This window comes from Pseudomonas sp. Root401, assembly GCF_001425105.1.
GTDB lineage: Bacteria > Pseudomonadota > Gammaproteobacteria > Pseudomonadales > Pseudomonadaceae > Aquipseudomonas > Aquipseudomonas brassicacearum.
On sequence record NZ_LMDO01000066.1, the window covers coordinates 97936 to 121310 of the forward strand.

Genomic DNA, 23375 nt, shown 5'->3' on the forward strand with positions numbered 1-23375 from the left:
TGAAACTCCTAATGAACCCCAGTGTGTTAAGTAAAACGTATAGCGCCGCGTCAGTTCAGGTAAGGGGACCAGGACGGTTCTCTGACTTCGCCTTGAGCGGTAGGAAGCGGGAGCCTCACGCGTCCATTAATGGACACGAGCATCAAGACTCCCCGGCCCTGCTGGCGGGTGGCGTAGATTACCATGGTGCCGTTGGGCGCAACAGTAGGTGACTCGTCCAGAGTGCTATCAGTGAGGATTTTTACGCTACCGCGCTGCAAATCCTGGGCCGCCACCTTGAAATTAGTGAAACCATCCTGGCGATGGATCATTACCAGGGTCTTTTCGTCCGCCGACAGTTTAGGGTTAGCGTTGTAGTTACCGACGAACGTCACGCGTTCGGCACCGCCACCACCGGCACTGGTCTTGTAGATCTGCGGCTTGCCGCCACGGTCGGAGGTGAAGTAGATGGTCGAGCCATCCTTGCCCCAGAACGGTTCGGTGTTGATGCCCGGGCCATTGGTGACGCGGGAGATCGAACGCGAGGCCAGGTTCATCACGTAGATGTCCGGGTTACCGTCCTTGGACAGCACGAACGCCAGGCGCGAACCGTCCGGCGACCAGGCTGGCGCGCCGTTCAGGCCTTCGAAGTTGGTGATTTGCTCACGACGACCGGTGTCGATGTGCTGCACGAAAATGCGCGGACGCTTCTGCTCGAACGAGACATAGGCGATGCGCTTGCCATCGGGGGCGAAGCGCGGCGACAGGATTGGCTCGCGCGATTGCAGCAAGGTCACTGCGCGGGCACCGTCATAGTCGGAGCGCTGCAGGGTGTAGCGGGTGTTGTTTTCGGAGAAGCGCTCGGCCGTCACGTAGAGCATGCGGGTAGAGAACGCGCCCTTGATGCCGGTGAGCTTCTCGAACGACTGGTCGGCGATGTAGTGCGACATGTCGCGCAACTGATCGATGCTGCCCGACACGCTGCCGGTCAGCACTTGCTGTTCGGTGGCGACGTTGAACAGGGCGTACTGCACCTGCAGGCGACCGCCGGCCGGAACGATGCTGCCGACCATGATGTACTGGGCGCCCAGGGCCTTCCAGTCACGGTAGATGACTTCGCTGGCCTGGGTCGGCAGGCTGATCATGTTCTGTTTCGGAATCGGCGCGTAGTAACCCGAGTTGCGCAGGTCGTTGCCGATGATTTCCGCCATGTCGTCCGGCAGGACGCTACCGCCCTGCCAGCCGAACGGTACGACGGCGATCGGGGTGGCCCGGTCGCTGCCGCTGGTGACCAGGATGTTCTTTTCCTCTGCTACCGCTATCCCTGCCAGGCAGCAGATAACGACCAGCATTGATCGAAGAAGGTTTCTCACAAGGCTAGATCCTCAGGTGTGAATGTCATCTTGAATGAACGATAGGGAGCAAAGTCGCTCGGTTTCATTCCTTGCATTTCCGTCAATCGCCCAATGTTCTTGACCGCTGCGACCGCCGAAGCGTCGAACGGACCGTCACCGCTGGACTTGGCGACGCTGACCGAGGTAACCGTACCGTCGGGCAACATGCCGATTTGCAATACTACCGTCATGCCTTTGCGCGCCGAAGGGGGACGAGCCCAGCCTTCCGCCGCTCGTGCGCGAATCAAATCATCGTAGCTGCCGGCGACTTCATCGCCCTGCTCATCAGCCAATGCCTGCTGGCGCTCCGGCGTGTCGGAAAGCAGATCTGCCAAGGCCTGGGCCTTTTTGTCTTCGGCGGATTTACGCGCTGCGTCCTGGGCCTTTTTCTTGGCGGCGTCGGCGGCGGCTTTCTTCTTCGCGTCTTCGGCGACTTTCTTTTTCGCCTCTTCAGCTTCAGCTTTCTTCTTGGCGTCCTCGGCCGCTTTCTTCTTCGCGTCCTCGACGATCTTTTTCTTCGCTTCTTCAGCGGCCGCTTTCTTGGCCTCTTCTTCAGCGGCTTTCTTGGCTTCTTCTTCGGCTTTCTTCTTGGCTATATCAGCCAATTGTTTCTCTTCTGCCTTTTTGGCCTCGGCGGTCTTCTTCGCTTCGTCGGCTTTCTTGGCTTCGTCAGCCTTTTTCGCCTCGTCGGCTTTCTTCGCCTCATCGGCCTTCTTGGCTTCCTCGGCCTTTTGAGCCGCTTCCTCTTTCTTTTGTTCCGCGGCCTTTATCGCTTCCTGCTCGACCTTCTTCTGCTCCATCTGCTCGACTTCAGTCTGGCGCGCGGCGGATTTTTTCGCCTCACCGGCAAGCTTCTGGTTGGTCTGGGTGGTCGCCTGGCTTTTCGACTTGAGCTGGTACAACGTCGCCTGCACGATCGGCTTGGCCGGCGGCAGCTCAGGGGTCATGGCAAAACTGACGAACAGCATGCCGAACACCAGCACGTGCAGGCCGATTGCCAGGACACTAGGCCAGAAGTAGCTTTCCGAGGCGGACGGCTCTCGCTGTTGCTGCATCAGGGCGCCTCAGTGATCAAGCCAACATTACCGACCCCGGCTTTCTGCAGGCCGCCCATGGCGCCCATCACGGCACCGTAGTCGACGGTCTTGTCACCGCGAATGAAGACCTGGGTGCGCTTGCCGTTACTGTTGCCGGCATTGATGATCTTCGTGACCGCATCGGTCATCTGCGGCAAGGTCATGGCCCGGTCCTGCTGCTTCTCGGTGTCGACTTCGCTGCCAAGGTTCCAGTAGTAGGTCTTGTCAGCCTTGATCGAAATGGTCAGTACCTGGGTGTTGTTGTCCTGCGGCAAGGCTTCGCTGGAAACCTTGGGCAGATCGACCTTCACGCCCTGATTGAGCATCGGCGCGGTCACCATGAAGATGACCAGCAGCACCAACATCACGTCGATGTAGGGCACCACGTTCATCTCGGCAACCGGCTTGCGCTTGTTTCGGGCTCGAGCGATTAAAGCCATGGGGAAATACCTGCTTATTCTTCGCTGGTGTGCACTTTGCGGTGCAGGATCGCCTGGAATTCATCGGCGAAGGTGTAGTAACGGCTGGTCAGCGCTTCGCTGCGGGCAGCGAAGCGGTTGTAGGCGATCACGGCTGGAATGGCCGCGAACAGGCCGATGGCGGTGGCGACCAGCGCCTCGGCAATACCCGGGGCCACGGTGGCCAGGGTCGCTTGCTGGGCAGAGGCCAGGCCACGGAAGGAGTTCATGATCCCCCACACGGTGCCGAACAGACCGATGTATGGGCTGACCGAACCAACGGTGGCGAGGAACGACAGGCCTTGTTCGAGTTTTTCTTCCTCGCGGGAGATGGCCACGCGCATGGCACGGGCCACGCCTTCCATCACTGCTTCCGGATCAACGCCTGGCTGCTGGCGCAGACGGGAGAATTCCTTGAAGCCGGCACGGAAGATCTGCTCCACGCCCGAATCCGGGTCCGGGTTGCTCCCGGCCTGACGATAGAGCTTGGACAGGTCGATGCCGGACCAGAAGCGCTCTTCGAAGCTCTCCAGGGCACGGCGACCGGCGCGCAGCATGTTGCTGCGCTGAAAAATCATGATCCATGAGGTCACCGATGCGGCTACCAGGATCAGCATTACCAACTGCACCACGACGCTGGCATTGCTGACCAAGCTCCACATGGAGGTATGGTCGACGACGTTAGCTTCCACGCTTTATCTCCTGCTCTGAGTGTGTACCCGCGCCGCTCACGCCGGCAAAGGCCGCACGTAGAGCTTCGGGAATGGCCCGGGGTTTCAAACTATGGGTGCGCACACAGGCCACCAAAAACTGCCCTTCACAGAGCAGCACGTTATCCGTAGCCCGCCTGACCTGCTGCTTGAAACGCAGGCTGACACGGTTCAATTCGATGACATCGGCACTTACCACCAGTTCGTCGTCCAGTCGCGCCGGCGCGTGGTAGCGCGCTTCGCTGGAATGCACGACGAATAACAGGTCCTCCCCTGCCAGCGCGGATTGGGCGAAACCCAGTTCCCGCAGCCGTTCGGTTCGAGCCCGTTCCATAAACTTGAGGTAATTGACGTAGTAGACGATGCCGCCAGCATCGGTGTCCTCGTAATAAACGCGACAGCGATGTGCGAACGACTCCAGCCCGTTTTGCGCGCGCATACTCTAGTGCTTACTCCTCAGGTTGCCAATCGGCCAGGCAACTGTTTTTTCATTCTCGAACGCATTGACGCTCCAGGCGTCGTCTGGGACAGCACGAACTGGAAAAAAGTCGGCGTACAGAGCTCGTTCAATCGTCCACGGCATCGAGGAATTCGTCTACCACCGGCATCTCACCCATTCGTGTCGGGATGTTTAAGCCAAAATGCAGATAAGCATGACGGGTGACCACGCGCCCGCGAGGGGTACGCATGATGTAGCCCTGCTGGATCAGGTACGGTTCCAGCACATCTTCAATGGTGTGGCGCTCTTCGCTGATGGCCGCGGCCAGGCTGTCCACGCCCACCGGGCCACCGTCGAACTTCTCGATCATGGTCAGCAGCAGGCGCCGGTCCTGGTGGTCGAAACCACGCTCGTCGATGTCCAGCAGGTTCAACGCCAGGTCGGCAATCGGCTTGGTGATGTGGCCCTTGGCGCGGACTTCGGCAAAATCCCGGACCCGGCGCAGCAGGCGGTTGGCGATCCGCGGCGTACCCCGGGCACGCCGGGCGATCTCATACGCACCGTCCGGGTCCAGCGGCAACCCGAGGATGCCCGCCGAGCGGCTGACAATCGTCGCCAGGTCGGCGTTGTTATAGAACTCCAGGCGCTGGACGATACCGAAACGGTCCCGCAACGGGTTGGTCAGCATGCCGGCGCGGGTGGTGGCGCCCACCAGGGTGAAGGGCGGCAGATCGAGCTTGATGGAGCGTGCCGCCGGGCCTTCGCCGATCATGATGTCGAGCTGGAAATCTTCCATGGCCGGGTACAGCACTTCCTCGACGATCGGCGACAGCCGATGGATTTCGTCGATGAACAGCACATCATGGGGCTCAAGATTGGTCAGCAGCGCCGCCAGGTCGCCCGGCCGCTCGAGGACCGGCCCGGACGTGCTCTTGATCGAGACGCCCATTTCCTGGGCAATGATGTTGGCCAGGGTGGTCTTGCCCAGGCCCGGCGGGCCGAAGATCAAGGTGTGGTCCAGCGACTCGCTGCGCCCACGGGCGGCCTGGATGAACAACTCCATCTGCTCGCGCACGGTCGGTTGACCGATGTAGTCGGCCAGGCTGACAGGACGAATCGCGCGGTCCTGGATTTCCTCGCGGTCACGGGGCGCGCCCGTGGCGGCGATCAGGCGGTCAGCTTCAATCACTTAAATCATTCCCTTCAGGGCACGACGAATCATGTCTTCAGTGCTCAGGCCTTTTTCCTTGATGGCGGAAATCGCCTTGCTGGCTTCCTGCGGCTTGTAGCCCAGGGAGATCAGCGCGGTGACCGCATCGTTTTCGGCGCTGACCGCAGGCGCAGGCACGTCCGGCTGGTTCGGCACCAGGGCGAACATCGCCGGCACCGCCTCCCAGGCCTTGAAGCGGTCCTTGAGCTCGACCAGCAGGCGCTCGGCGGTTTTCTTGCCCACCCCCGGCACCTTGGTCAGGGCCGAGGTGTCCTGGGACTGCACGCAACGCACCAATTCATCGACTTCCAGGCTCGACATCAAGGCCAGGGCCAGTTTCGGGCCGACGCCATTGAGACGGATCAGCTCGCGGAAGAAGTCTCGCTCGCGCTTGCCGACGAAGCCATAGAGTAACTGCGCATCCTCGCGCACGACCAAATGGGTGTGCAGGGTCAGCGGCTCGCCGACCGACGGCAAGCGATACAGCGTGGTCATGGGCACTTCCAGCTCATAGCCCAGGCCATTTACATCCAGAATCAGGTGCGGCGGCTGTTTTTCAGCCAGGGTGCCGCGCAAGCGTCCAATCACGTTTCAGATCCTTGGGTGTTGGCCAGCCTCTGGCTGGCGAGTATCAACACGAGCAAAAAGGCCGGCAACACAGGCGCAACTGACTCGAGTTCATGAATGAAGCGCTGATGCTATCAGAGACGCAGGCGCCCGCCACGACTGCGTGCGGTTCCCAGGCCGTGAGGMAACAGGCTGGAACGGGTATGGGCATGGCAAATGGCAATGGCCAGGGCGTCGGAGGCATCGATCTGCGGCTTGCTGACCAGTTTCAACAGGTGCATCACCATCATTTGCACCTGTTCCTTGTTCGCCGCCCCGGTTCCGACGACCGCCTGCTTGACCTGGGTCGCGCTGTACTCGGCGATTTCCAGGTTCTCCTCGGCCCCAGCAACGATTGCCGCACCCCGGGCCTGCCCCAGCTTCAAGGCCGAGTCGGCGTTGCGCGCCATGAAAACCTTTTCGATGCCCATGGTGACCGGGCCGTAGGTCTGGATGACCTCACGCACGCCGCGATAAACGATCTGCAAGCGCTCGTGCAGTTCACCCGCCCCGGTGCGGATGCAACCAGACGCGACGTACACGCAGCCGCGCCCGGTATCGCGAACCACACCGTAGCCGGTGATGCGCGAACCAGGGTCGATACCAAGGATTAAAGTCATAGCGCCTGCGAAAAGGTAATGCGGTTGCAAAAGGATACAGCTCACTGAGGGCTTGCAGTGAATCCGTGGCGAGGAAGCTTGCTTGCGCCCGTAGGAGCTGTCGAGTGCAACGAGGCTGCGATCTTGCCCCAGACACTTGAGTCGCAAGCGAAAAAACAAGATCAAAAGATCGCGGCCTTCGGCAGCTCCTACATGCGGCCCAGCGGGAGCAAGCTCCCTCGCCACAATGGTTCCAAACAAACTTAAGTGAGCATCATTACGCCCCGTCAGCCCAGCTGTTCAGCCACCGACTCCGGAATGTCAGCGTTAGAGTAGACGTTCTGCACATCGTCCAGGTCTTCAAGCATGTCGATCAGCTTGAGCACCTTCTCGGCGCCTTCGAGGTCCAGTTCGGCACTGGTGGTCGGCTGCATGACGATCTCTGCGTCGGCGGGCTTGAAACCGGCCGCCTCCAGGGCGTTGCGCACGGCATAGAAGCTGGCGAACGAAGTGAACACGTCGAACGAGCCGTCTTCGTGGCTGACCACATCATCGGCGTCGGCCTCCAGAGCGGCTTCCGTCAGGGCATCTTCATCGAGGCCCGGCGCGAAGCTGATCTGCCCCTTGCGCTCGAACAGGTAAGCCACCGAACCATCGGTGCCCAGGTTACCACCGCATTTGCTGAACGCGTGACGCACGGCGGCGGCAGTACGGTTGCGGTTGTCGGTCATGCATTCGACCATCACCGCCACGCCGCCCGGGCCATAACCTTCGTAGGTCAGCTCTTCAACGTTGTCAGCCTCGGTCGCACCGGCGCCACGGGCGATGGCCCGGTCGATGATGTCGCGGCTCATGTTGGCACTCAGCGCCTTGTCCAGGGCCAGGCGCAAGCGCGGGTTGGAACCCGGGTCGCCACCACCCTGGCGGGCCGCGACCGTCAGCTCACGGATCCACTTGGTGAAGATCTTGCCTCTCTTGGCATCCTGACGTTCTTTGCGGTGCTTGATGTTCGCCCACTTGGAATGACCTGCCATAACTCGCTCCGTTTCTCTTTGGAACATTGCCCGCCCTGCGCGTACGCAGTGGCCGGCAATCAGAAATATCGACCCCAATGAAAAGGCGCATCCGAAGATGCGCCCTCTCAGGTGCCAGCCTTACTCAGCCTTTGGCTGTTCACGCAGACGAATGTGCAACTCGCGCAATGCCTTGGCATCCACCACACCCGGCGCCTGGGTCATGACATCGGCCGCGCTCTGGGTTTTCGGGAACGCGATCACTTCACGGATCGACTGGGCGCCGGTCATCAGCATCACCAGGCGGTCCAGGCCGAAGGCCAGGCCACCGTGGGGCGGCGCACCGTACTTCAGGGCGTCGAGCAGGAAGCCGAACTTCTCTTCCTGCTCGGCTTCGTTGATGCCCAGCAGGCGGAACACTGCCTGTTGCATTTCCTTGCGATGGATACGGATCGAACCGCCACCCAGCTCGGTGCCGTTCAGGACCATGTCGTAAGCGCGCGACAGAGCGGTGGCCGGGTTGGCCTCCAACTCTTCAGGCGAGCACTTCGGCGCGGTGAACGGGTGGTGCAGCGCCGAGAAGCTGCCGTCGTCGTTTTCTTCGAACATCGGGAAGTCGACGACCCACATCGGTGCCCACTCGCAGGTCAGCAGTTTCAGGTCGTGACCCAGCTTGATGCGCAGCGCGCCCAGGGCTTCGCTGACGATCTTGGCCTTGTCGGCGCCGAAGAACACGATGTCGCCGTCAACCGCGCCCACGCGATCAAGGATCACATTGAGGTTGGCTTCCGGGATGTTTTTCACGATCGGCGATTGCAGGCCATCAACACCCGCGGCGCGCTCGTTGACCTTGATATACGCCAGGCCCTTGGCACCGTAGATGCCGACGAACTTGGTGTAGTCGTCGATCTGCTTGCGCGGCATGTTGGCGCCGCCAGGAACACGCAGGGCCGCGATACGGCATTTCGGGTCGTTGGCCGGGCCGCTGAACACCTTGAACTCGACGTCCTTGAGCTGGTCAGCCACGTCCACCAGTTCCAGCGGGTTACGCAGGTCTGGCTTGTCGGAACCGTAGCGGCGCATGGCCTCTTCGAAGGTCATGTGCGGGAACTCACCGAATTCCAGGCCCAGCACTTCCTTGAACAGGTTGCGGATCATGCCTTCGGTCAGGCCCATGATGTCTTTTTCGTCGAGGAAGCTGGTCTCGATGTCGATCTGAGTGAACTCAGGCTGACGGTCGGCACGCAGGTCTTCGTCGCGGAAGCACTTGGCGATCTGGTAGTAACGATCGAACCCGGCCACCATCAGCAGTTGCTTGAACAGCTGTGGCGATTGCGGCAAGGCGAAGAAGCTGCCGGGGTGGGTACGGCTCGGCACCAGGTAGTCGCGGGCGCCTTCCGGCGTGGCGCGGGTCAGGATCGGCGTCTCGACGTCGAGGAAGCCGTTCTCGTCCAGGTAACGACGGATGCTGGTGGTCATGCGCGAACGCAGGCGCAGCTTCTCGGCCATTTCCGGGCGACGCAGGTCGATGAAGCGGTAGCGCAGGCGGGTTTCTTCGCCCACGTCGGAGTATTCGTTGAGTGGGAACGGCGGGGTTTCCGATTCGTTGAGCACTTCCAGCTCGTAACCCAGCACTTCGATCATGCCGGACGCCATGTTGGCGTTGCCAGCACCGGCCGGACGCAGGCGCACCTTGCCGGTGATCTTGACCACGTATTCGCTGCGCACGCGGTCGGCGGTGGCGAAGGTGTCAGCGCGGTCCGGATCGAACACCACCTGGGCCAGGCCTTCACGATCACGGATATCGAGGAAAATCACCCCGCCATGGTCACGGCGACGATGGACCCATCCGCAAAGAGTAACTTCCTGACCTTCCAGGCTTTCGTTCAGTTGGCCGCAATAATGGCTGCGCATCATGGTAGTGGTTTCACTTCTCGTAATTCGAAATTCGGTTGGAGGACCTGCCCGTGCAAGCACTCGCGCGTGTTCAACTCAATCAGCTTTGTCGCCACCGGCCAAATTCTTCTTGGCGCCGGTCTTGAAGTCGGTTTCATACCAGCCTGTGCCGCCGAGGCGGAAACCAGGCATGGACAGCATCTTTTTCAGCTCTGGCGCCTGGCAGGCAGGGCAGTCGACCAGCGGTGCCGCGCTGATCTTTTGAATGGCTTCCATCTGATGACCACAGGAAGCACATTGATAGTCGTACATCGGCATGGGGTTGTCTCGGCGATCAGGTTACTCGCGCAAAGGCTGGGCTTTGCGGCAAAGAGCGGGATTATATCCATTAAATGCGGCCTGTGCAGCCGTAAGACCGCGTGTAGGAGCTGACGAGTGCAACGAGGCTGCGATCCTGCCCCAGACACTTGAGTCGCAAGCGAATAATCAAGATCAAGATCCAAAGATCGCAGCCTTCGGCAGCTCCTACGCCGAACCATGATCCATCCCGGTTTCCTTCAAACTGTGCACCACGCAGACCACACGCACCAGCGCGCTGAAATTGCGCACCCCGCCATGGCGCAGGTGCACCTCCCTGTCGACATGGGACAGCAACGTGCTGATGGAACAGCTGTTGAGCTGGGCCATGTCGCCGAGGATATCCCAATAGACCTGTTCCAGCCGCAGACAGGTGGCGAACCCGTTCAGACGAATGGATCGGGCCAGGGGGCGCACCAGCTGCATGTCGAACCCCCTGACGAACGGATCGACGCTGATGGACTGAAAGCGCCCACGCACACCCTCCCCCGGTTCTTTTCCTTGAATCATACCGTTGACACTCCTTTGCCATACGAACCTATCAGTTGGAAACACTCCATCTGTGGCTCTATGGAAGCTCAACGGCATCGCCAGTTCCAGACGACTTTATGACCATGGACGTAGGACAAGCCAACAGCTGGCAGGCGACGAATTACGCCGTCCTACACGCCGCGTGCTGGGAACGCTGCCCACGCCACGTCATCACCTGCCTGGAGTTACTAGCCCTCCAGCAACGCGCGCAGCATCCACGCGGTCTTTTCGTGAACTTGCATGCGCTGGGTCAGCAGGTCGGCAGTGGGCTCATCGCTGACCTTGTCCAATAAAGGAAAAATGCCACGGGCCGTACGCGTCACCGCTTCCTGACCCTCGACCAGTTGCCGGATCATGTCTTCGGCACCCGGCACGCCTTCCTCTTCCTTAATAGAAGACAGGCGTGCATACACCGAGTAAGCCCCCGGGGCCGGGAAACCCAGGGCGCGGATGCGCTCGGCAATCAGGTCCACCGCCAGGGCCAGCTCGTTGTATTGCTCCTCGAACATCAGGTGCAGGGTCCGAAACATCGGCCCCGTGACGTTCCAGTGAAAATTGTGGGTCTTGAGATACAGCACATAGGTGTCCGACAGCAGGCGCGAAAGCCCGTCGACGATGGATTTGCGGTCTTCTTCACTGATACCGATATCAATTGCCATGTTGGTTGATCTCCTGACGGTGATGAATTCGACAACGCCCCAAACTCTAGAGGTTTTGGCCGCCTATGGCCTGCGACAGATCGCCAGCCCTTCTGAACCGACAAGCCGGGACAGCGGGCGGTTCCGACACCTCGAGGAATTCAACGCCGTTTGCCTGGCACCTTCAAGCACTCGTGGGGCTTTTCTGGCCGACGAACAGCGCGGTACGTGCCCGCAACGAGTTTGAGAAGGCCGGGGCTTTGCTGTTAAATAGGCAGTGTGTCGCTACGCCTATTTTTCCGGGCGTAACGCATAGGCTGATTCGGGTGCGTGTCCAACGCCTCTCATTGTTTCGAAGCGAACCGTCCCCGACCTGCTCTTCCTTGTGATCTGTCTTAACCGTGAGCCAATCAAAATGTTGAAAATCGTCCACTTGCTAATGGGCGCAGCTGCCCTGCTGCTGTCCTTCATCCCTAGCCTGGGTTCCGAAGCCACACCTTACCTGCAACACCCCGATGCACTGTACCTGGCCTTTTTCGGCCTGCTCAACCTGACCCTTGCACCCGTCATCCCTTACTGGAACAAAGGTCCACGTCACCAACTGCAGAACCTGGTCAGTGCCCTGCTGGTGCTGGCCGTTGCCCTGCAAACCCTGGCCCTGCTGGCGCCTATGCCGGAAATCGGCGGTCAACCGGCCATTCTGTTCAGCCTGGGCGCAGCGCTGCTCGCCGTGGCACTGCACCTGGCCGTCAGCTTCTACAAGAAGTCGTCGCCGGCCGCCGCTGCGCAGAACTACGACATGTCCAACCGCGATACCGGCACGGTGAAGTGGTTCAACACGTCCAAAGGGTTCGGCTTCATCTCCCGCGACTCCGGCGATGACATTTTCGTGCATTTCCGGGCCATTCGTGGCGAAGGCCATCGCGTCCTGGTGGAAGGCCAGCGTGTGGAGTTCTCCGTGATGAACCGTGACAAGGGCCTGCAGGCCGAAGATGTGATCGCCGCGCTGCCGCGCCGCTGATCCCAGCATAAAAAAACCGCGATGCAGCCTGGCTGCTCGCGGTTTTTTATTGCCCGTCAATCAGAAACCGGGCAAATCAGTAGTGAGGAGGCGGCGCCTCTTCTTCGAACGACTCGAACTGCCCGACCATCTCTTCCTGGCGCTTGAGCAGCGCCGCCATCTGCAGCTGCAGACGCTCGACGACCCGCTGCTGCGCCACCAGCACATCGTTCAACGCCTGGATGGTGTCATCCTGAAACGCCAGGCGGCTTTCCAGATCGGTTACGCGGTCTTCAAGGTTCATGGTTCAGCCCTCCAGAAACTTGAAATCATCGGTCAAGGCCACTCGCAACCGTTCACGAATGGCCGCGACCTGCCCTGCATTATAAGGCTGCGCCGGGTGTTTACCCCAGACCGGCGCAGGCCAGGCGGCATCATCACGCTTGCGCACAATGACGTGCATGTGCAATTGACTGACGACGTTACCCAAGGTTGCAACGTTCATCTTGTCGGCATCGAACGAATCCTTGAGGGTTTCGGCCAGCGCCGTGGTTTCTTTCCACAGCTGCTGTTGATCAGCGTCATCCAATTGAAACAATTCGCTGATATCTTCCCGCCGCGGTACGAGGATGAACCACGGGTAGTTCGAATCGTTGGACAAGAGCAACCGGCACAACGGGAAATCACCGATGGGCAATGTGTCTTGTTGCAGTCGTGGATCTAAAGCGAACACCGCGTGTACTCCTCGCTCGTTATTGGTTCTGCCCGGTTTGGCGGCCCGCAGGCCTGCATCGGACTCAGATGCGCAGCATACCCGCGAAAGCCGGATCGATCACTGCGCAGCGTCCTGATGCTCGTCCTGTGAAGTTTTTTTTCAACACGCAGCATCAACCTGTGCAAGCTGACGCACCAACACAGCGCAAGCGGCACGGCAAGGTCCTGACAGGACCATGCCAGGGCCCAGGCAAAGCCCCGACGCTGTAAGATTTTCGTACAAGCTGAAATTTTTTTGCACCAAAACAGCACAGTGCGTCTACGCTCAGTGCACAAAGTATCCGTGATTTACTCACTGGGTAGGGTGAACCGGTAACGTTTTTGATTGTCTTGCCCCGTTTGTCGACGGCAAACACGAGAGCCGCACACGAGTCAACCCTATTTAAAACAAGGCCTTTGGAGCCCGGTTTCATGAGGTTTCACCGCGTCAATCGATAAAATGTGAAAAAAATGTAAACGAAAATCGGGTTTGAGCATGCTTGTTGCATTCATCCCCGCACTGTCCAAAGGTCCCGCCGGATGCGGGAACCTGCCGACATACAAATTAAAGTGGCAAGGCTGCCCATAGGAGCTTCAAGCGCGGTAATGACGGACTCTTTACACCGATGCCGGAAAAAGAAAACAACATTAAAGTTGTGAATACGGTTGCGTCGGAACAGCTGAAATGCGACATGGATCGAGCCATTGGCGACATGGTCGTAAAGAAGCTGAAAGGTTGAATGGGCAAGTATCGCCAATAATGTCGTCGTGATATAAGTTTGCGCCGACACAAAAAGAAAGAGCCGCCCAGATAAAAAAACAGGTGGGACGGCAGTACTCTTCTAAAAACCAAAGGAGCAAATCACGATGCGCGTGATGAAGTGGAGCATGATCGCACTGGCTGTATCGGCCAGTACCTCGCAGTTCGCAATGGCCTCTTCCCAGGAAGAATCCAAGGGCTTTTTTGAAGATCAGAGCTTGAATGTTCTGACTCGTGCGCTGTACATGAACCGTGATTTCAAGAACAACCCAAGCACTTCACAAAGTTATCGTGAAGAGTCTGGTATTGCCGCACGTGCCATGTACGAGTCGGGCTTTACCCAAGGTACCGTTGGTGTTGGCGCTGACGCCTTTGCATTCGGTTCCGCCCGATTCGACGGTGGCAGTGGTCGCGCCGGTAACGGTCTGTTCGCTCGTGACAGCGACGGTAACCTGGAAGACACTCAATCCAGGGCTGGTGCCGCGGTTAAATTCCGTCTGTCCGACACCGTCCTGAAATACGGCAACCAGCTCGTTGCCAGCCCGGTTTTCTCCACTGACGACAGCCGTCTGCTGCCAGAAGTTGCCACCGGCACCTTGATCACCAGCAAGGAAATCAAGGGCCTGGAGCTGAGCGCAGGTCGCTTCACCTCTCTGAGTTCGCAAACTGGCATGGGGCGTGACAGCCTCGGCCTGACATCTGCTGACATTGCCGGCGCAACCTACCAGTTCACCGACAATTTCGTAGCAGGCGTAGCGGCTTCCGACGTTGAAGATCACTACAAAAAGAAATACATCAACCTGAACTACACCCTGCCGATCAACGAAGATCAGTCCCTGAACTTCGACTTCAACGGTTATGACAGCAAGGATCAGGGCCAGAAGCTCAGCGGCGACGTTGACAACCGCATCTGGTCCCTCGCAGCGGCCTATGCCATCGGTGCTCACAAGTTCACCCTGGCTCACCAGCGCTCCACCGGTGATACTGGTTACGTGTATGGCGCTGACGGCAACGGTACTATCTTCCTCGCCAACTCCATCCAGTACTCCGACTTCAACGGTCAGGACGAGCGCTCCTGGCAGGCTCGCTACGACCTGAACATGAAGACTTATGGCGTTCCAGGCCTGAGCTTCATGACTCGTTACGTTACCGGTGACAACATCGAGACTGGCGGCGAGGAAGGTAAAGAGCACGAGTGGGACTTCGAAACCAAGTACGTTATGCAGAGCGGCCCAGCCAAAGATCTGTCGTTCCGTGTTCGTAGCGCGTTCTACCGTGCCAATACCTCTTACAACGGCATCAACGGCAACGACAACAATGACTTCCGCGTAATCGTCGAATACCCACTGAGCATCTTGTAATTCAGTGCTAATTCGATAGCGACACCCGCAACAAAAAAACCGCTCACCTGAATCAGGTGAGCGGTTTTTTTATGTCCATTGCAATGCCAGCTTTACCACAACTTATTAAATAGCAAGCTAACTAAACATAACCTGACCCCAGCGCCAAGTTATAGTCGAATCGTTATCGCGCTGGTCCTTCCTGAACGACTCGAATCACTCGCTGTGGAAACGGGATATCAATGCCCGCGTCCTTCAAGCGATCTCGCGCCTGCTCATTAAGCATGAACATCACGTTCCAATAATCCGCTGTCTTGACCCAGACACGCAGCGACACCGTGATGGAACTGTCGCCCAAGGTAGAAATCACCGCTTCAGGCGCCGGATCCGCCAGCACGCGTTCATCCTTGGCCAGCTCCAACAACACTTCCCGGGCTTTTTGCAGGTCAGCCTGGTAATCCACGCCGACATCGAACACCACTTTGCGGGTCGGCTGGCGGTTGGTGTTGGTGATGATGCCGTTCGACAGGTTGCCGTTGGGCACGATCACGGTTTTGTTGTCACCGGTGCGAATCACGGTGTGGAAGATCTGGATGCTGTCGACCGTACCGGCCACACCCTGGGCTTCGATCCAGTCACCAATGCGGAATGGGCGGAACAGCAGGATCAGCACGCCACCGGCGAAGTTCGCCAGGCTGCCTTGCAAGGCCAGGCCAATCGCCAGGCCGGCGGCACCGATGGCGGCGACGAACGAAGTCGTTTCCACACCGATCATCGAAGCGACGCTGACGATCAGCAAAATCTTCAGGATGATGTTGGCCAGGGTACTGATAAACCCTTGCAGGGCCAGGTCGGCGTTACGCAAGGCCAGCAACGCACCCAGTTTCTGTGTCACTTTGTTGATCAACCACCAGCCGATGGCCAGGGTGATGACCGCCAGCAGCACGCGGCTGCCGTATTCCATGATCATGGGGATCCAGGTCTGGGAAGCCTTGACCAGGTTGTCCACTTCAGCATTCAAATCCATCTAACTCTCCTTATTTCTGTTGCACGCGGCATTTTGTGGCGCTCAAGCCTGGGAGCCATGTAGGAGCCATGTAGGAGCTGTCGAGTGCAACGAGGCTGCGATCTTTCCCCAGACACTTGAGTCCCAAGCGAAAGATGAAAAGATCAAAAGATCGCAGCCTTCGACAGCTCCTACACCCAAGCGGGAGCAAGCTCCCTCGCCACAGTGTGTCCCTATGACCGAAAGGATCAGTCGCGGAAGTTGTTGAATTGCAGCGGCATGCCGAATTCCTTGCCGCGCAGTGCCGCAATGGCTTCCTGCAAGTCGTCACGCTTCTTGCCGGTGACCCGCACTTGCTCGCCCTGGATGGCGGCTTGCACCTTGAGCTTGGCGTCCTTGATATGAGCGACGATCTTCTTGGCCAGTTCCTTGTCGATGCCTTCCTTGAGCACGGCTTCCTGCTTCATCAGCTTGCCCGAGGCATAGGCGTCCTTGACCTCAAGGCACTGCACATCGATCTTGCGCTTGACCAGCGCCAGCTTGAGGATCTCGATCATCGCCTCGAGCTGGAAATCGGCCTCGGCGGTCAGGTTCACGGTCAGGTCTTTTTCCTTGAACTCGAAACTGCCCTTGCCCTTGAGGTCATAACGACGGTCGAGTTCCTTGACGGCGTTTTCAACCGCGTTGGTGACTTCGTGCTTGTCCAGTTCGGATACCACGTCGAATGACGGCATGTAGTGTTCTCCAAATAAAAAGGCGCGCCAGTATCAACGGCGCGCGCTTGGCTTGTGGTTAAAATCGGGCTCATTATAACGGCTCTTTTCCTGCCGACACTGCGAGCCCTCAGATGCCTGCGCCAATCCGAGTAAAAAACTGATGTCCACTACCTGGCATGTCCTCGGGGCCGGCAGTCTCGGCACGTTGTGGGCCACGCGCCTGGCCCGGGCCGGGTTGCCGGTGCGGCTGGTGCTGCGCAACGAAGCCCGCTTGCAGGCCTACCGCAGCGCCGGCGGCCTGACGCTGGTGGAACAGGGCCAGGCGCAGTGTTACCCGATACCTGGCGAAACGGCGGACAGCCCGGAACCGATCAGGCGCCTGCTATTGGCCTGCAAAGCCTACGACGCGGAAGCGGCCGTGGCTTCGGTGGCCCATCGCCTGGACGCCGAATCGGAACTGATCCTGTTGCAGAACGGCCTCGGCAGCCAGGACGCGGTGGCCAATTGCGTGCCCCAGGCCCGTTGCATCAGCGCCTCCAGCACCGAAGGCGCGTTCCGCGACGGTGACTGGCGCGTGGTGTTCGCCGGCCACGGCTACACCTGGCTGGGCGATCCTGCTCACCCAGTGGCGCCGTTCTGGCTCGACGACCTGGCCGCCGCCGGCATTCCCCACGAATGGAGCGCCGACATCCTCACCCGGCTCTGGCGCAAGCTGGCGCTCAACTGCGCAATCAACCCGCTGACCGTGCTGCACCACTGCAGGAACGGCGGCTTGCAGGAACACCGTTGCGAAGTGGCGACCCTGTGCGCGGAACTCACCGACCTGCTCGAGCGTTGCGGCCAGCCTGCGGCTGCCGAAGACTTGCAGCCGGAAGTCGAACGGGTGATCCAGGCCACGGCCGCCAATTACTCCTCGATGTATCAGGATGTCGCCAATCGGCGCCGCACCGAAATCAGCTACTTGCTCGGTTACGCCTGCAAGGTCGCCCAACGCCACGAGCTGACCGTGCCGCACCTGGAACAACTGCGACAGCGACTGATTGTCCACTTGCACAACCTCGCATTGCCCAGCGACTGAGCAGCGGCTACGCTGGCCCTCGTGTTCCTTTTTAGCGACGAGTCTGATGCCATTGCGCCAGCGCCTTGAAAACCTCCCGGTCGGCCAGAAACTGCTAGCCGCCCTGTTGGTGTTGTTGACCACTGTCCTGCTGGTGGCCAACCTGACCTTTATCAGCGCCGCCTACTACATTTCCCAGGAAAGCATGGCACCCCAGGCCCTGCAGACCATTGGCCGGCTGGTGGCCAATCCGAGCCTGATCTCCGACGCCCTGCAATCGCCACAAAGCGCCCAACGCTTGCTCGACGAGCTCAACAGCTACGCACCGCTACGGGCGGCGGCGCTGTACGACGGCCAGGGCGAACGCCTGGCACAACTGCAACAGGGCGAAAAGCTCAAGCTGCCGGACCAGTACCGCAACATACAAGCCTGGCAGGCGGGCGAATTTCGCAGTAACCAGGTCATTACCCTGCCCCGTCCCGGCACGCTGCCCGGTCATCTGTTACTGGTGGCCAGTAGCGAATTGCCGACTGCGTTCTACACCGGCACCCTGACCGCCAGCCTCGGCATCCTGATTTTCAGCGTGTTGCTGTGGCTGATCATTGCCCAGCAGATCAAGCGCCTGATCACCCAGCCGATTCATCAACTTGAAGAACTGTCACGCCAGGTCACCCGCGAAGAGAACTATGCCCTGCGTGCCGCACGCGGCAACCACGATGAGATCGGCAGCCTGGCCGAGGCATTCAACACCATGTTGTCGCGGATCGAAGCCCGGGAGCAGCAACTCAAGCGCGCGCGGGACGACTCCCAGGCCGCCTACGACCAGGCCCAGGGCCTGGCGGAAGAAACCCGTCATACCAATCGCAAGCTGGAGCTGGAAGTCCAGGTGCGCAGCAAGATCGAGAAAAAGCTCACCGGTTTCCAGAATTACCTCAACAGCATCATCGACTCAATGCCGTCGGCGCTGATCGCCCTCGACGAGCAGCTCTACGTCACCCAATGGAACCAGGAAGCCAGCGCCCTCTCCGGCACACGGCTGGACGAGGCGCTGAACCAGCCGATCTTCCTCGCCTTCGAACCGCTCAAGCCCTACCTGCCCCAGCTCAAGCAGACCGTCGAGCAGCACACGGTGGCCAAGATCGAACGCGTCACCTGGACCAAGGACGACGAAGCCCGCCACTACGCCCTCACCTTCTACCCATTGATGGGCGGTGCCGGACGTGGCGTGGTCATCCGGATCGATGACATCACCCAGCGCCTGTCGCTGGAAGAAATGATGGTGCAATCGGAGAAAATGCTCTCGGTCGGCGGCCTTGCGGCGGGCATGGCCCATGAAATCAACAACCCGCTGGGGGCGATCCTGCACAACGTGCAGAATATCCGCCGACGCCTGTCGCCGGAACTGCCCAAGAACCTCGAACAGGCCGAGCTGCTGGGTATCCCGTTAGAGGAGGTCAATCGTTACCTCCAGGGTCGGGAGATCCCGCAGTTGCTCGACGGCATCCAGCAAGCCGGCGCCCGGGCAGCAAAAATCGTCACCCACATGCTCAGCTTCAGCCGGCGCAGCACGCGGCAAATGGCACCTTGCGACCTGCCCGCGCTGATCGACCAGGCAGTGGAAATCGCCGGCAACGACTTCGACCTGGCCATCGGCTTCGACTTCAAGGGCCAGGCGATCACCCGTCAGTTCGACCCGAACCTGGGCCCGGTGCCCGGCACGGCCAACGAGCTGGAACAGGTGCTGCTCAACCTGCTGAAAAACGCCGCCCAGGCGATCCATCAACGCCAGGACGACAGCGAACCGGGACGCATCATCCTGCGCACGCGGTTGAATCCACCGTGGGCGGAAATCCAGGTCGAGGACAACGGCATCGGCATGAGCGAGAACGTGCGCAAACGCACCTTCGAGCCCTTCTTCACCACCAAGGAGATCGGCCAGGGCACGGGCCTCGGGCTGTCGGTCTCGTATTTCATCATCACCAACAATCACAAGGGCCAGATGGAAGTGCAGTCGGCGCCGGGTCAAGGCACTTGCTTCACCTTGCGCCTGCCCCTGGCCGGCACTTCGATGGTGCCGCAGGAAAACAAGCAACTGGAGCGCTGAGCATGGGTTTTCGCCTGTCGAAGATTTACACCCGCACCGGCGACAAAGGTGAAACCGGGTTGGGCGATGGTCGCCGCGTGGCAAAGGACCACCCACGGGTCGAGGCCATCGGCGAAGTGGATACACTGAATAGCCAGCTGGGTTTATTGCTGGCCGGGCTCGCCACTGAAACCACCCGACATCCGGGGCTGAAAGAGGTCAGTGACGTGCTGGCGCCTTGTCAGCACCGTCTGTTCGATCTCGGCGGAGAACTGGCGATGCCGGCATATCAGGCCTTGAACGTGGCGGAAATCGAGCGACTGGAAGCGGCGATCGATGGGTGGAACGAGGAATTGGGCCCCCTGGAAAACTTCATCCTGCCCGGTGGCTCGGCGCTGGTGGCCCAGGCCCACGTCTGCCGCAGCCTGGCCCGCAGCGCCGAGCGACGTTGCCAGCAATTGAACGCCATGGAGCCACTGGCCGGGCCAGGGCTGGCCTATATCAATCGATTATCGGACCTGCTGTTCGTGGCCGCGCGGGTCATTGCCCGGCGGCAAGGGGTGGCAGAGGTGCTTTGGGTGGCGGCGGCCAAGCCTGAGGGCTGATCACCTGCATGATCGTTCCCCACGCTCTGCGTGGGAACGCAGCCCGGGACGCTCCGCGTCCCTCCAGAGCCGAACGCGGAGCGTCCGTTGAGGCATTCCCACGCGGAGCGTGGGAACGATCAGTTCACTGCAGCTTCAAGCTTCAGGCCAAAACGCCCGAATCCCCGCCACACCCTGCGCCCCGGCCTCCCAGGCTTTTTGTCGCTCGCCAGGCCCGACCCCACCCAACAGATAGACCGGCCTGTTGAAGCCCTCGATCAACCGCGCCGCCTCTGCCCACCCCAACGGCTGTGCGTCAGGATGGGTCTGGGTCGGTTGCACCGGCGAAAGCGTGACGAAGTCCACGTCCATCTGCTGCGCCAGGGACAGTTCCTCGGCGCTATGGCAGGAGGCCGCCAGCCAGCGGTCCTTGCCGAACGGTCGACCGGCCGCGGCATGCTTGCGCAACTGCGCGGCGGTGATGTGCCAACCGGCAGAGGGAAAATCCCCCAGCCATTCGAACGGCCCCTTGAGCATCAGTTGGGCCTTGCCGGCACACAGCCCCGCCGCATCCACCGCCAGATCGCGGTATTTCGGGTCGTAGCCACCGGGGGCACGCAGTTGGACCAACTTGATCCCGCCGGCAATCGCCTTCTGCATGCCGCGCAGCAAGGCCGGCGTCTCAAGGCCTTCCGGGGTAATCAGGTACTCACCCGGCAAACGGGCCGCCGCAATGATCGGCTGATTTGCCGCCGGAAACTCATGGTTCGTCAGGTCGCGGGCCGTCACCCAGGCCAACGGCTGCCCTTCGGCGCCGTGGGGCTCGCCAGTGAACGCCGAGACTTCCCAGACATCCAGCAATACCTGTTTGTCCGGGTAGTCGTGACGCACCTTGATCAACGGTCGGGCGGCATCGACAACGATGCCCAGCTCTTCATGAAGTTCGCGGGCCAGGGCGGTTTCGACGGATTCATCGGCCTCGACCTTGCCACCGGGGAACTCCCACAGGCCGCCCTGGTGCTGGGTGTCGGCCCGTCGGGCGATCAGGATTTTACCGGCGGCATCGCGAATGACCGCTGCCGCCACATGGACTCGTTTCACCGCGCAGTGTCCTCCAGGCCAGCTTGTTGCCACGCCTTGAACGCCGGCCATTGGTAAAGGGTTTCGACGTAGGCCTCATCGACCTCCGACAGTTTCACCTGATAAGTGCGCAGGCGCACGGCAACAGGGGCAAAAAACGCATCGACCAGGCTCACGCGGCCAAACAGGTAGGGACCTGTTTCGGTCGCCGCGGCACGGCATTCGGCCCACAGCGCCAGCATCCGCTCGATTTCCACCTGGACGTCAGCCGGCATGGGCGACAGCGGTGCATCGTGCAGCAGGTCAAAGGGCATGTTGCCGCGAATGGCGAAGAAGCCGCTGTGCATTTGTGCGCAGGCCGACCGCGCCTGGGCCCGGGCGGCCATATCCTTGGGCCAGAGGCCGGCATCCGGGAACTGTTCAGCCAGGTATTCGGCAATCGCCAGGGAATCGGCGATCACGCCGAACTCGGTCTTGAGCAACGGGACCTTGGCCGTGGCCGAATACTTGAGCAGCTTCTCGCGGGTGTCGGGTTGGTCGAGCCTGACCAGCTCTTCGGTGTACTTCGCGCCGGTCAGCGCCAGGGCCAGCGCGCCGCGCAGGGACCAGGAGGATAGATCTTTGTCGCCGATGATCAGGTGCAGGCTCATGTGGATTCCTTTCTTGTGGTTCTGAGGTGTCTGTTCTGGCGCCATCGCGAGCAAGCTCGCTCCCACAGGGGAATTGTTGAGTGACCTAAAAAGCGTTCACACCACCGATCCACTGTGGGAGCGAGCCTGCTCGCGATAGGAGCGACTCGGTCCCGAGCGGATTAAGTCCGGTACTCAGCGTTGATCTTGACGTACTCGTGGGACAGATCGGTGGTCCAGATCGTTTCGCTGCAATCCCCACGTCCCAGCTCGATACGGATGGTGATCTCTTCCTGCTGCATCACAGCCGCGCCCTGGGCTTCGGTGTAGGTCGCAGCGCGAGCGCCTTGGCTGGCGATGCAGACTTCGCCGAGGAACACGTCGATCTTGCTCACGTCCAGCTCAGGCACGCCGGCACGGCCAACGGCGGCGAGGATCCGGCCCCAGTTAGGATCGGAGGCGAACAGCGCGGTCTTGATCAGCGGCGAGTGGGCCACGGTGTAGCCGACATCCAGGCATTCCTGGTGATTGCCACCGCCGTTGACCTGCACGGTCACGAACTTGGTCGCGCCTTCGCCGTCACGGACGATGGCCTGGGCCACTTCCATGCACACTTCGAACACCGCCTGCTTCAGGGCGGCGAACAGCGGGCCGCTGGCTTCGGTGATTTCCGGCAGGCTGGCCTTGCCGGTGGCGATCAGCATGCAGCAGTCGTTGGTGGAGGTGTCGCCGTCGATGGTGATGCGGTTGAACGACTTGTTGGCACCGTCAAGCATCAGGTCTTGCAGCACCTGGCGCGAAACTTTGGCGTCGGTGGCGATGTAGCCGAGCATGGTCGCCATGTTCGGGCGGATCATGCCGGCGCCTTTGCTGATACCGGTAACGGTGATGGTCACGCCATCGTGCTCGAACTGGCGGCTCGCGCCCTTGGGCAAGGTGTCGGTGGTCATGATGCCGGTGGCGGCTGCGGCCCAGTTGTTTTCCGACAGATCATCGAGAGCGGCTTGCAACGCCCCTTCGATCTTCTCGACCGGCAGCGGCTCGCCGATCACGCCGGTGGAATACGGCAGCACCTGGCTGGCATCGACACCGGTCAGTTCCGCCAGCTTGGCGCAGGTGCGTTCGGCAGCGGCCAGGCCTGGCGCGCCGGTACCGGCGTTGGCGTTACCGGTGTTGGTCAGCAGATAACGCACCGGCCCCTGCACGCGCTGCTTGGCCAGGATGACCGGCGCGGCGCAAAAGGCATTGAGGGTGAACACGCCAGCGACCGTCGAGCCTTCGGCGCAACGCATGACCACGACGTCCTTGCGCCCGGGGCGCTTGATGCCCGCCGAGGCAATACCGAGTTCAAAACCGGCAACCGGGTGCAACGTTGGCAACGGACCAAGACCAACAGCCATGAATGCGCTCCTAAATTAGATGTAGATCGACGCCGTCCTCATCGAGACGGCGATTGAAAAT

Annotated in this window: 25 protein-coding genes; 5 read left to right on the forward strand and 20 right to left on the reverse strand. The window is 60.3% G+C overall.

The annotated features are described in order from the left end of the window. Positions 1 to 50 precede the first annotated feature (50 nt). From tolB to ASC85_RS30355, 13 genes are all read right to left on the reverse strand, one after another. Entirely contained in the window at positions 51 to 1352 is a 1302-nt protein-coding gene (gene tolB, locus ASC85_RS30295; protein ID WP_057452532.1) for a Tol-Pal system beta propeller repeat protein TolB, read from the reverse strand. Beyond that, entirely contained in the window at positions 1349 to 2428 is a 1080-nt protein-coding gene (tolA, locus tag ASC85_RS30300) for a cell envelope integrity protein TolA (RefSeq protein ID WP_003205033.1), read from the reverse strand. Before tolA ends, tolB begins: the two co-directional genes overlap by 4 nt. Further along, complete coding sequence (gene tolR, locus ASC85_RS30305; protein ID WP_162254906.1) at positions 2428 to 2880, reverse strand: protein TolR; 453 nt, start codon at positions 2878 to 2880, stop codon at positions 2428 to 2430. The genes tolA and tolR overlap by 1 nt, the downstream gene beginning before the upstream one ends. A 23-nt stretch (positions 2881 to 2903) precedes the next feature. After that, the gene (gene tolQ, locus ASC85_RS30310) at positions 2904 to 3599 is read right to left on the reverse strand and encodes a protein TolQ (RefSeq protein WP_003205035.1); all 696 of its coding nucleotides are present in this window, start codon (positions 3597 to 3599) and stop codon (positions 2904 to 2906) included. Next, the gene (ybgC, locus tag ASC85_RS30315; protein WP_003205037.1) at positions 3589 to 4056 is read right to left on the reverse strand and encodes a tol-pal system-associated acyl-CoA thioesterase; all 468 of its coding nucleotides are present in this window, start codon (positions 4054 to 4056) and stop codon (positions 3589 to 3591) included. The genes tolQ and ybgC overlap by 11 nt, the downstream gene beginning before the upstream one ends. A gap of 127 nt (positions 4057 to 4183) precedes the next feature. After that, positions 4184 to 5245 carry a Holliday junction branch migration DNA helicase RuvB gene (gene ruvB, locus ASC85_RS30320; protein ID WP_003178599.1) on the reverse strand — a complete coding sequence of 354 codons (1062 nt, stop codon included), beginning with the start codon at positions 5243 to 5245 and terminating at the stop codon, positions 4184 to 4186. Continuing rightward, on the reverse strand, positions 5246 to 5854 hold the full coding sequence (ruvA, locus tag ASC85_RS30325) for a Holliday junction branch migration protein RuvA (RefSeq protein ID WP_057452534.1): 609 nt from the start codon (positions 5852 to 5854) through the stop codon (positions 5246 to 5248). Positions 5855 to 5967: 113 nt separating this feature from the next. Then, positions 5968 to 6492, reverse strand: a complete 525-nt coding sequence (gene ruvC / locus ASC85_RS30330) for a crossover junction endodeoxyribonuclease RuvC (protein WP_057452535.1) — start codon at positions 6490 to 6492, stop codon at positions 5968 to 5970. A gap of 266 nt (positions 6493 to 6758) precedes the next feature. After that, the gene (locus tag ASC85_RS30335) at positions 6759 to 7505 is read right to left on the reverse strand and encodes a YebC/PmpR family DNA-binding transcriptional regulator (RefSeq protein WP_057452536.1); all 747 of its coding nucleotides are present in this window, start codon (positions 7503 to 7505) and stop codon (positions 6759 to 6761) included. A 120-nt stretch (positions 7506 to 7625) separates the two neighbouring features. Continuing rightward, positions 7626 to 9401, reverse strand: a complete 1776-nt coding sequence (gene aspS / locus ASC85_RS30340; RefSeq protein ID WP_057452537.1) for an aspartate--tRNA ligase — start codon at positions 9399 to 9401, stop codon at positions 7626 to 7628. Positions 9402 to 9476: 75 nt separating this feature from the next. Next, on the reverse strand, positions 9477 to 9698 hold the full coding sequence (locus ASC85_RS30345; RefSeq protein WP_003178589.1) for an FmdB family zinc ribbon protein: 222 nt from the start codon (positions 9696 to 9698) through the stop codon (positions 9477 to 9479). 207 nt (positions 9699 to 9905) lie between these two features. Further along, positions 9906 to 10247 (reverse strand): ribbon-helix-helix domain-containing protein, encoded by a 342-nt coding sequence (locus ASC85_RS30350; RefSeq protein WP_057452538.1) that lies wholly within the window; start codon positions 10245 to 10247, stop codon positions 9906 to 9908. A 209-nt stretch (positions 10248 to 10456) separates the two neighbouring features. Further along, positions 10457 to 10927, reverse strand: a complete 471-nt coding sequence (locus ASC85_RS30355; protein WP_003205047.1) for a Dps family protein — start codon at positions 10925 to 10927, stop codon at positions 10457 to 10459. Positions 10928 to 11321: 394 nt separating this feature from the next. Here ASC85_RS30355 and ASC85_RS33620 point away from each other — a divergent pair, with 394 nt between their 5' ends. After that, a complete protein-coding gene (locus ASC85_RS33620; RefSeq protein ID WP_003205048.1) occupies positions 11322 to 11927 on the forward strand; it encodes a cold-shock protein in 606 nt (201 codons plus the stop codon). Positions 11928 to 12003: 76 nt separating this feature from the next. Here ASC85_RS33620 and ASC85_RS30365 read toward each other — a convergent pair whose 3' ends face one another. Beyond that, a complete protein-coding gene (locus ASC85_RS30365) occupies positions 12004 to 12210 on the reverse strand; it encodes a SlyX family protein (RefSeq protein ID WP_046062631.1) in 207 nt (68 codons plus the stop codon). Between the two features lie 3 nt (positions 12211 to 12213). Next, the gene (locus ASC85_RS30370) at positions 12214 to 12639 is read right to left on the reverse strand and encodes an HIT family protein (RefSeq protein ID WP_003205052.1); all 426 of its coding nucleotides are present in this window, start codon (positions 12637 to 12639) and stop codon (positions 12214 to 12216) included. Between the two features lie 887 nt (positions 12640 to 13526). Between ASC85_RS30370 and ASC85_RS30375 the strand changes: the two genes are divergently transcribed. Beyond that, positions 13527 to 14780, forward strand: a complete 1254-nt coding sequence (locus ASC85_RS30375; RefSeq protein ID WP_057452539.1) for an OprD family porin — start codon at positions 13527 to 13529, stop codon at positions 14778 to 14780. A 163-nt stretch (positions 14781 to 14943) separates the two neighbouring features. Here ASC85_RS30375 and ASC85_RS30380 read toward each other — a convergent pair whose 3' ends face one another. Further along, entirely contained in the window at positions 14944 to 15786 is an 843-nt protein-coding gene (locus tag ASC85_RS30380) for a mechanosensitive ion channel family protein (protein WP_057452540.1), read from the reverse strand. Between the two features lie 227 nt (positions 15787 to 16013). Continuing rightward, positions 16014 to 16499, reverse strand: coding sequence for a YajQ family cyclic di-GMP-binding protein (locus tag ASC85_RS30385; RefSeq protein WP_003205057.1), 486 nt, complete (start codon positions 16497 to 16499; stop codon positions 16014 to 16016). 142 nt (positions 16500 to 16641) lie between these two features. Between ASC85_RS30385 and ASC85_RS30390 the strand changes: the two genes are divergently transcribed. The 3 genes from ASC85_RS30390 to ASC85_RS30400 are packed head-to-tail and all read left to right on the forward strand — an operon-like array spanning position 16642 to position 20226. Next, entirely contained in the window at positions 16642 to 17559 is a 918-nt protein-coding gene (locus tag ASC85_RS30390; RefSeq protein ID WP_057452541.1) for a putative 2-dehydropantoate 2-reductase, read from the forward strand. Positions 17560 to 17605: 46 nt separating this feature from the next. Then, complete coding sequence (locus ASC85_RS30395) at positions 17606 to 19642, forward strand: sensor histidine kinase (protein WP_057452542.1); 2037 nt, start codon at positions 17606 to 17608, stop codon at positions 19640 to 19642. Positions 19643 to 19644: 2 nt separating this feature from the next. After that, positions 19645 to 20226 (forward strand): cob(I)yrinic acid a,c-diamide adenosyltransferase, encoded by a 582-nt coding sequence (locus tag ASC85_RS30400; RefSeq protein WP_039013808.1) that lies wholly within the window; start codon positions 19645 to 19647, stop codon positions 20224 to 20226. A gap of 135 nt (positions 20227 to 20361) precedes the next feature. On the opposite strand, the gene ASC85_RS30405 is transcribed toward ASC85_RS30400, so the two are convergent. From ASC85_RS30405 to argJ, 3 genes are all read right to left on the reverse strand, one after another. Then, positions 20362 to 21306 (reverse strand): Nudix family hydrolase, encoded by a 945-nt coding sequence (locus ASC85_RS30405; protein WP_057452543.1) that lies wholly within the window; start codon positions 21304 to 21306, stop codon positions 20362 to 20364. Continuing rightward, a complete protein-coding gene (locus ASC85_RS30410) occupies positions 21303 to 21935 on the reverse strand; it encodes a glutathione S-transferase family protein (RefSeq protein WP_057452544.1) in 633 nt (210 codons plus the stop codon). Before ASC85_RS30410 ends, ASC85_RS30405 begins: the two co-directional genes overlap by 4 nt. A 161-nt stretch (positions 21936 to 22096) precedes the next feature. Further along, complete coding sequence (gene argJ / locus ASC85_RS30415) at positions 22097 to 23314, reverse strand: bifunctional glutamate N-acetyltransferase/amino-acid acetyltransferase ArgJ (RefSeq protein ID WP_057452545.1); 1218 nt, start codon at positions 23312 to 23314, stop codon at positions 22097 to 22099. Positions 23315 to 23375: the final 61 nt, after the last annotated feature.

Bases quoted from the DNA above. Each gene is read 5' to 3' on its own strand.
- ASC85_RS30355 (WP_003205047.1), bottom strand. From the start codon at position 10,927: ATGGCAATTGATATCGGTATCAGTGAAGAAGACCGCAAATCCATCGTC.
- ASC85_RS30345 (WP_003178589.1), bottom strand. From the start codon at position 9,698: ATGCCGATGTACGACTATCAATGTGCTTCCTGTGGTCATCAGATGGAA.
- ASC85_RS30400 (WP_039013808.1), top strand. From the start codon at position 19,645: ATGGGTTTTCGCCTGTCGAAGATTTACACCCGCACCGGCGACAAAGGT.
- ASC85_RS30365 (WP_046062631.1), bottom strand. From the start codon at position 12,210: ATGAACCTTGAAGACCGCGTAACCGATCTGGAAAGCCGCCTGGCGTTT.
- ASC85_RS30385 (WP_003205057.1), bottom strand. From the start codon at position 16,499: ATGCCGTCATTCGACGTGGTATCCGAACTGGACAAGCACGAAGTCACC.
- aspS (WP_057452537.1), bottom strand. From the start codon at position 9,401: ATGATGCGCAGCCATTATTGCGGCCAACTGAACGAAAGCCTGGAAGGT.
- ybgC (WP_003205037.1), bottom strand. From the start codon at position 4,056: ATGCGCGCGCAAAACGGGCTGGAGTCGTTCGCACATCGCTGTCGCGTT.
- ASC85_RS30410 (WP_057452544.1), bottom strand. From the start codon at position 21,935: ATGAGCCTGCACCTGATCATCGGCGACAAAGATCTATCCTCCTGGTCC.
- ASC85_RS30350 (WP_057452538.1), bottom strand. From the start codon at position 10,247: ATGATTCAAGGAAAAGAACCGGGGGAGGGTGTGCGTGGGCGCTTTCAG.
- argJ (WP_057452545.1), bottom strand. From the start codon at position 23,314: ATGGCTGTTGGTCTTGGTCCGTTGCCAACGTTGCACCCGGTTGCCGGT.
- ASC85_RS30395 (WP_057452542.1), top strand. From the start codon at position 17,606: ATGCCATTGCGCCAGCGCCTTGAAAACCTCCCGGTCGGCCAGAAACTG.
- tolA (WP_003205033.1), bottom strand. From the start codon at position 2,428: ATGCAGCAACAGCGAGAGCCGTCCGCCTCGGAAAGCTACTTCTGGCCT.
- ASC85_RS30380 (WP_057452540.1), bottom strand. From the start codon at position 15,786: ATGGATTTGAATGCTGAAGTGGACAACCTGGTCAAGGCTTCCCAGACC.
- ASC85_RS33620 (WP_003205048.1), top strand. From the start codon at position 11,322: ATGTTGAAAATCGTCCACTTGCTAATGGGCGCAGCTGCCCTGCTGCTG.
- ASC85_RS30335 (WP_057452536.1), bottom strand. From the start codon at position 7,505: ATGGCAGGTCATTCCAAGTGGGCGAACATCAAGCACCGCAAAGAACGT.
- ASC85_RS30390 (WP_057452541.1), top strand. From the start codon at position 16,642: ATGTCCACTACCTGGCATGTCCTCGGGGCCGGCAGTCTCGGCACGTTG.
- ASC85_RS30375 (WP_057452539.1), top strand. From the start codon at position 13,527: ATGCGCGTGATGAAGTGGAGCATGATCGCACTGGCTGTATCGGCCAGT.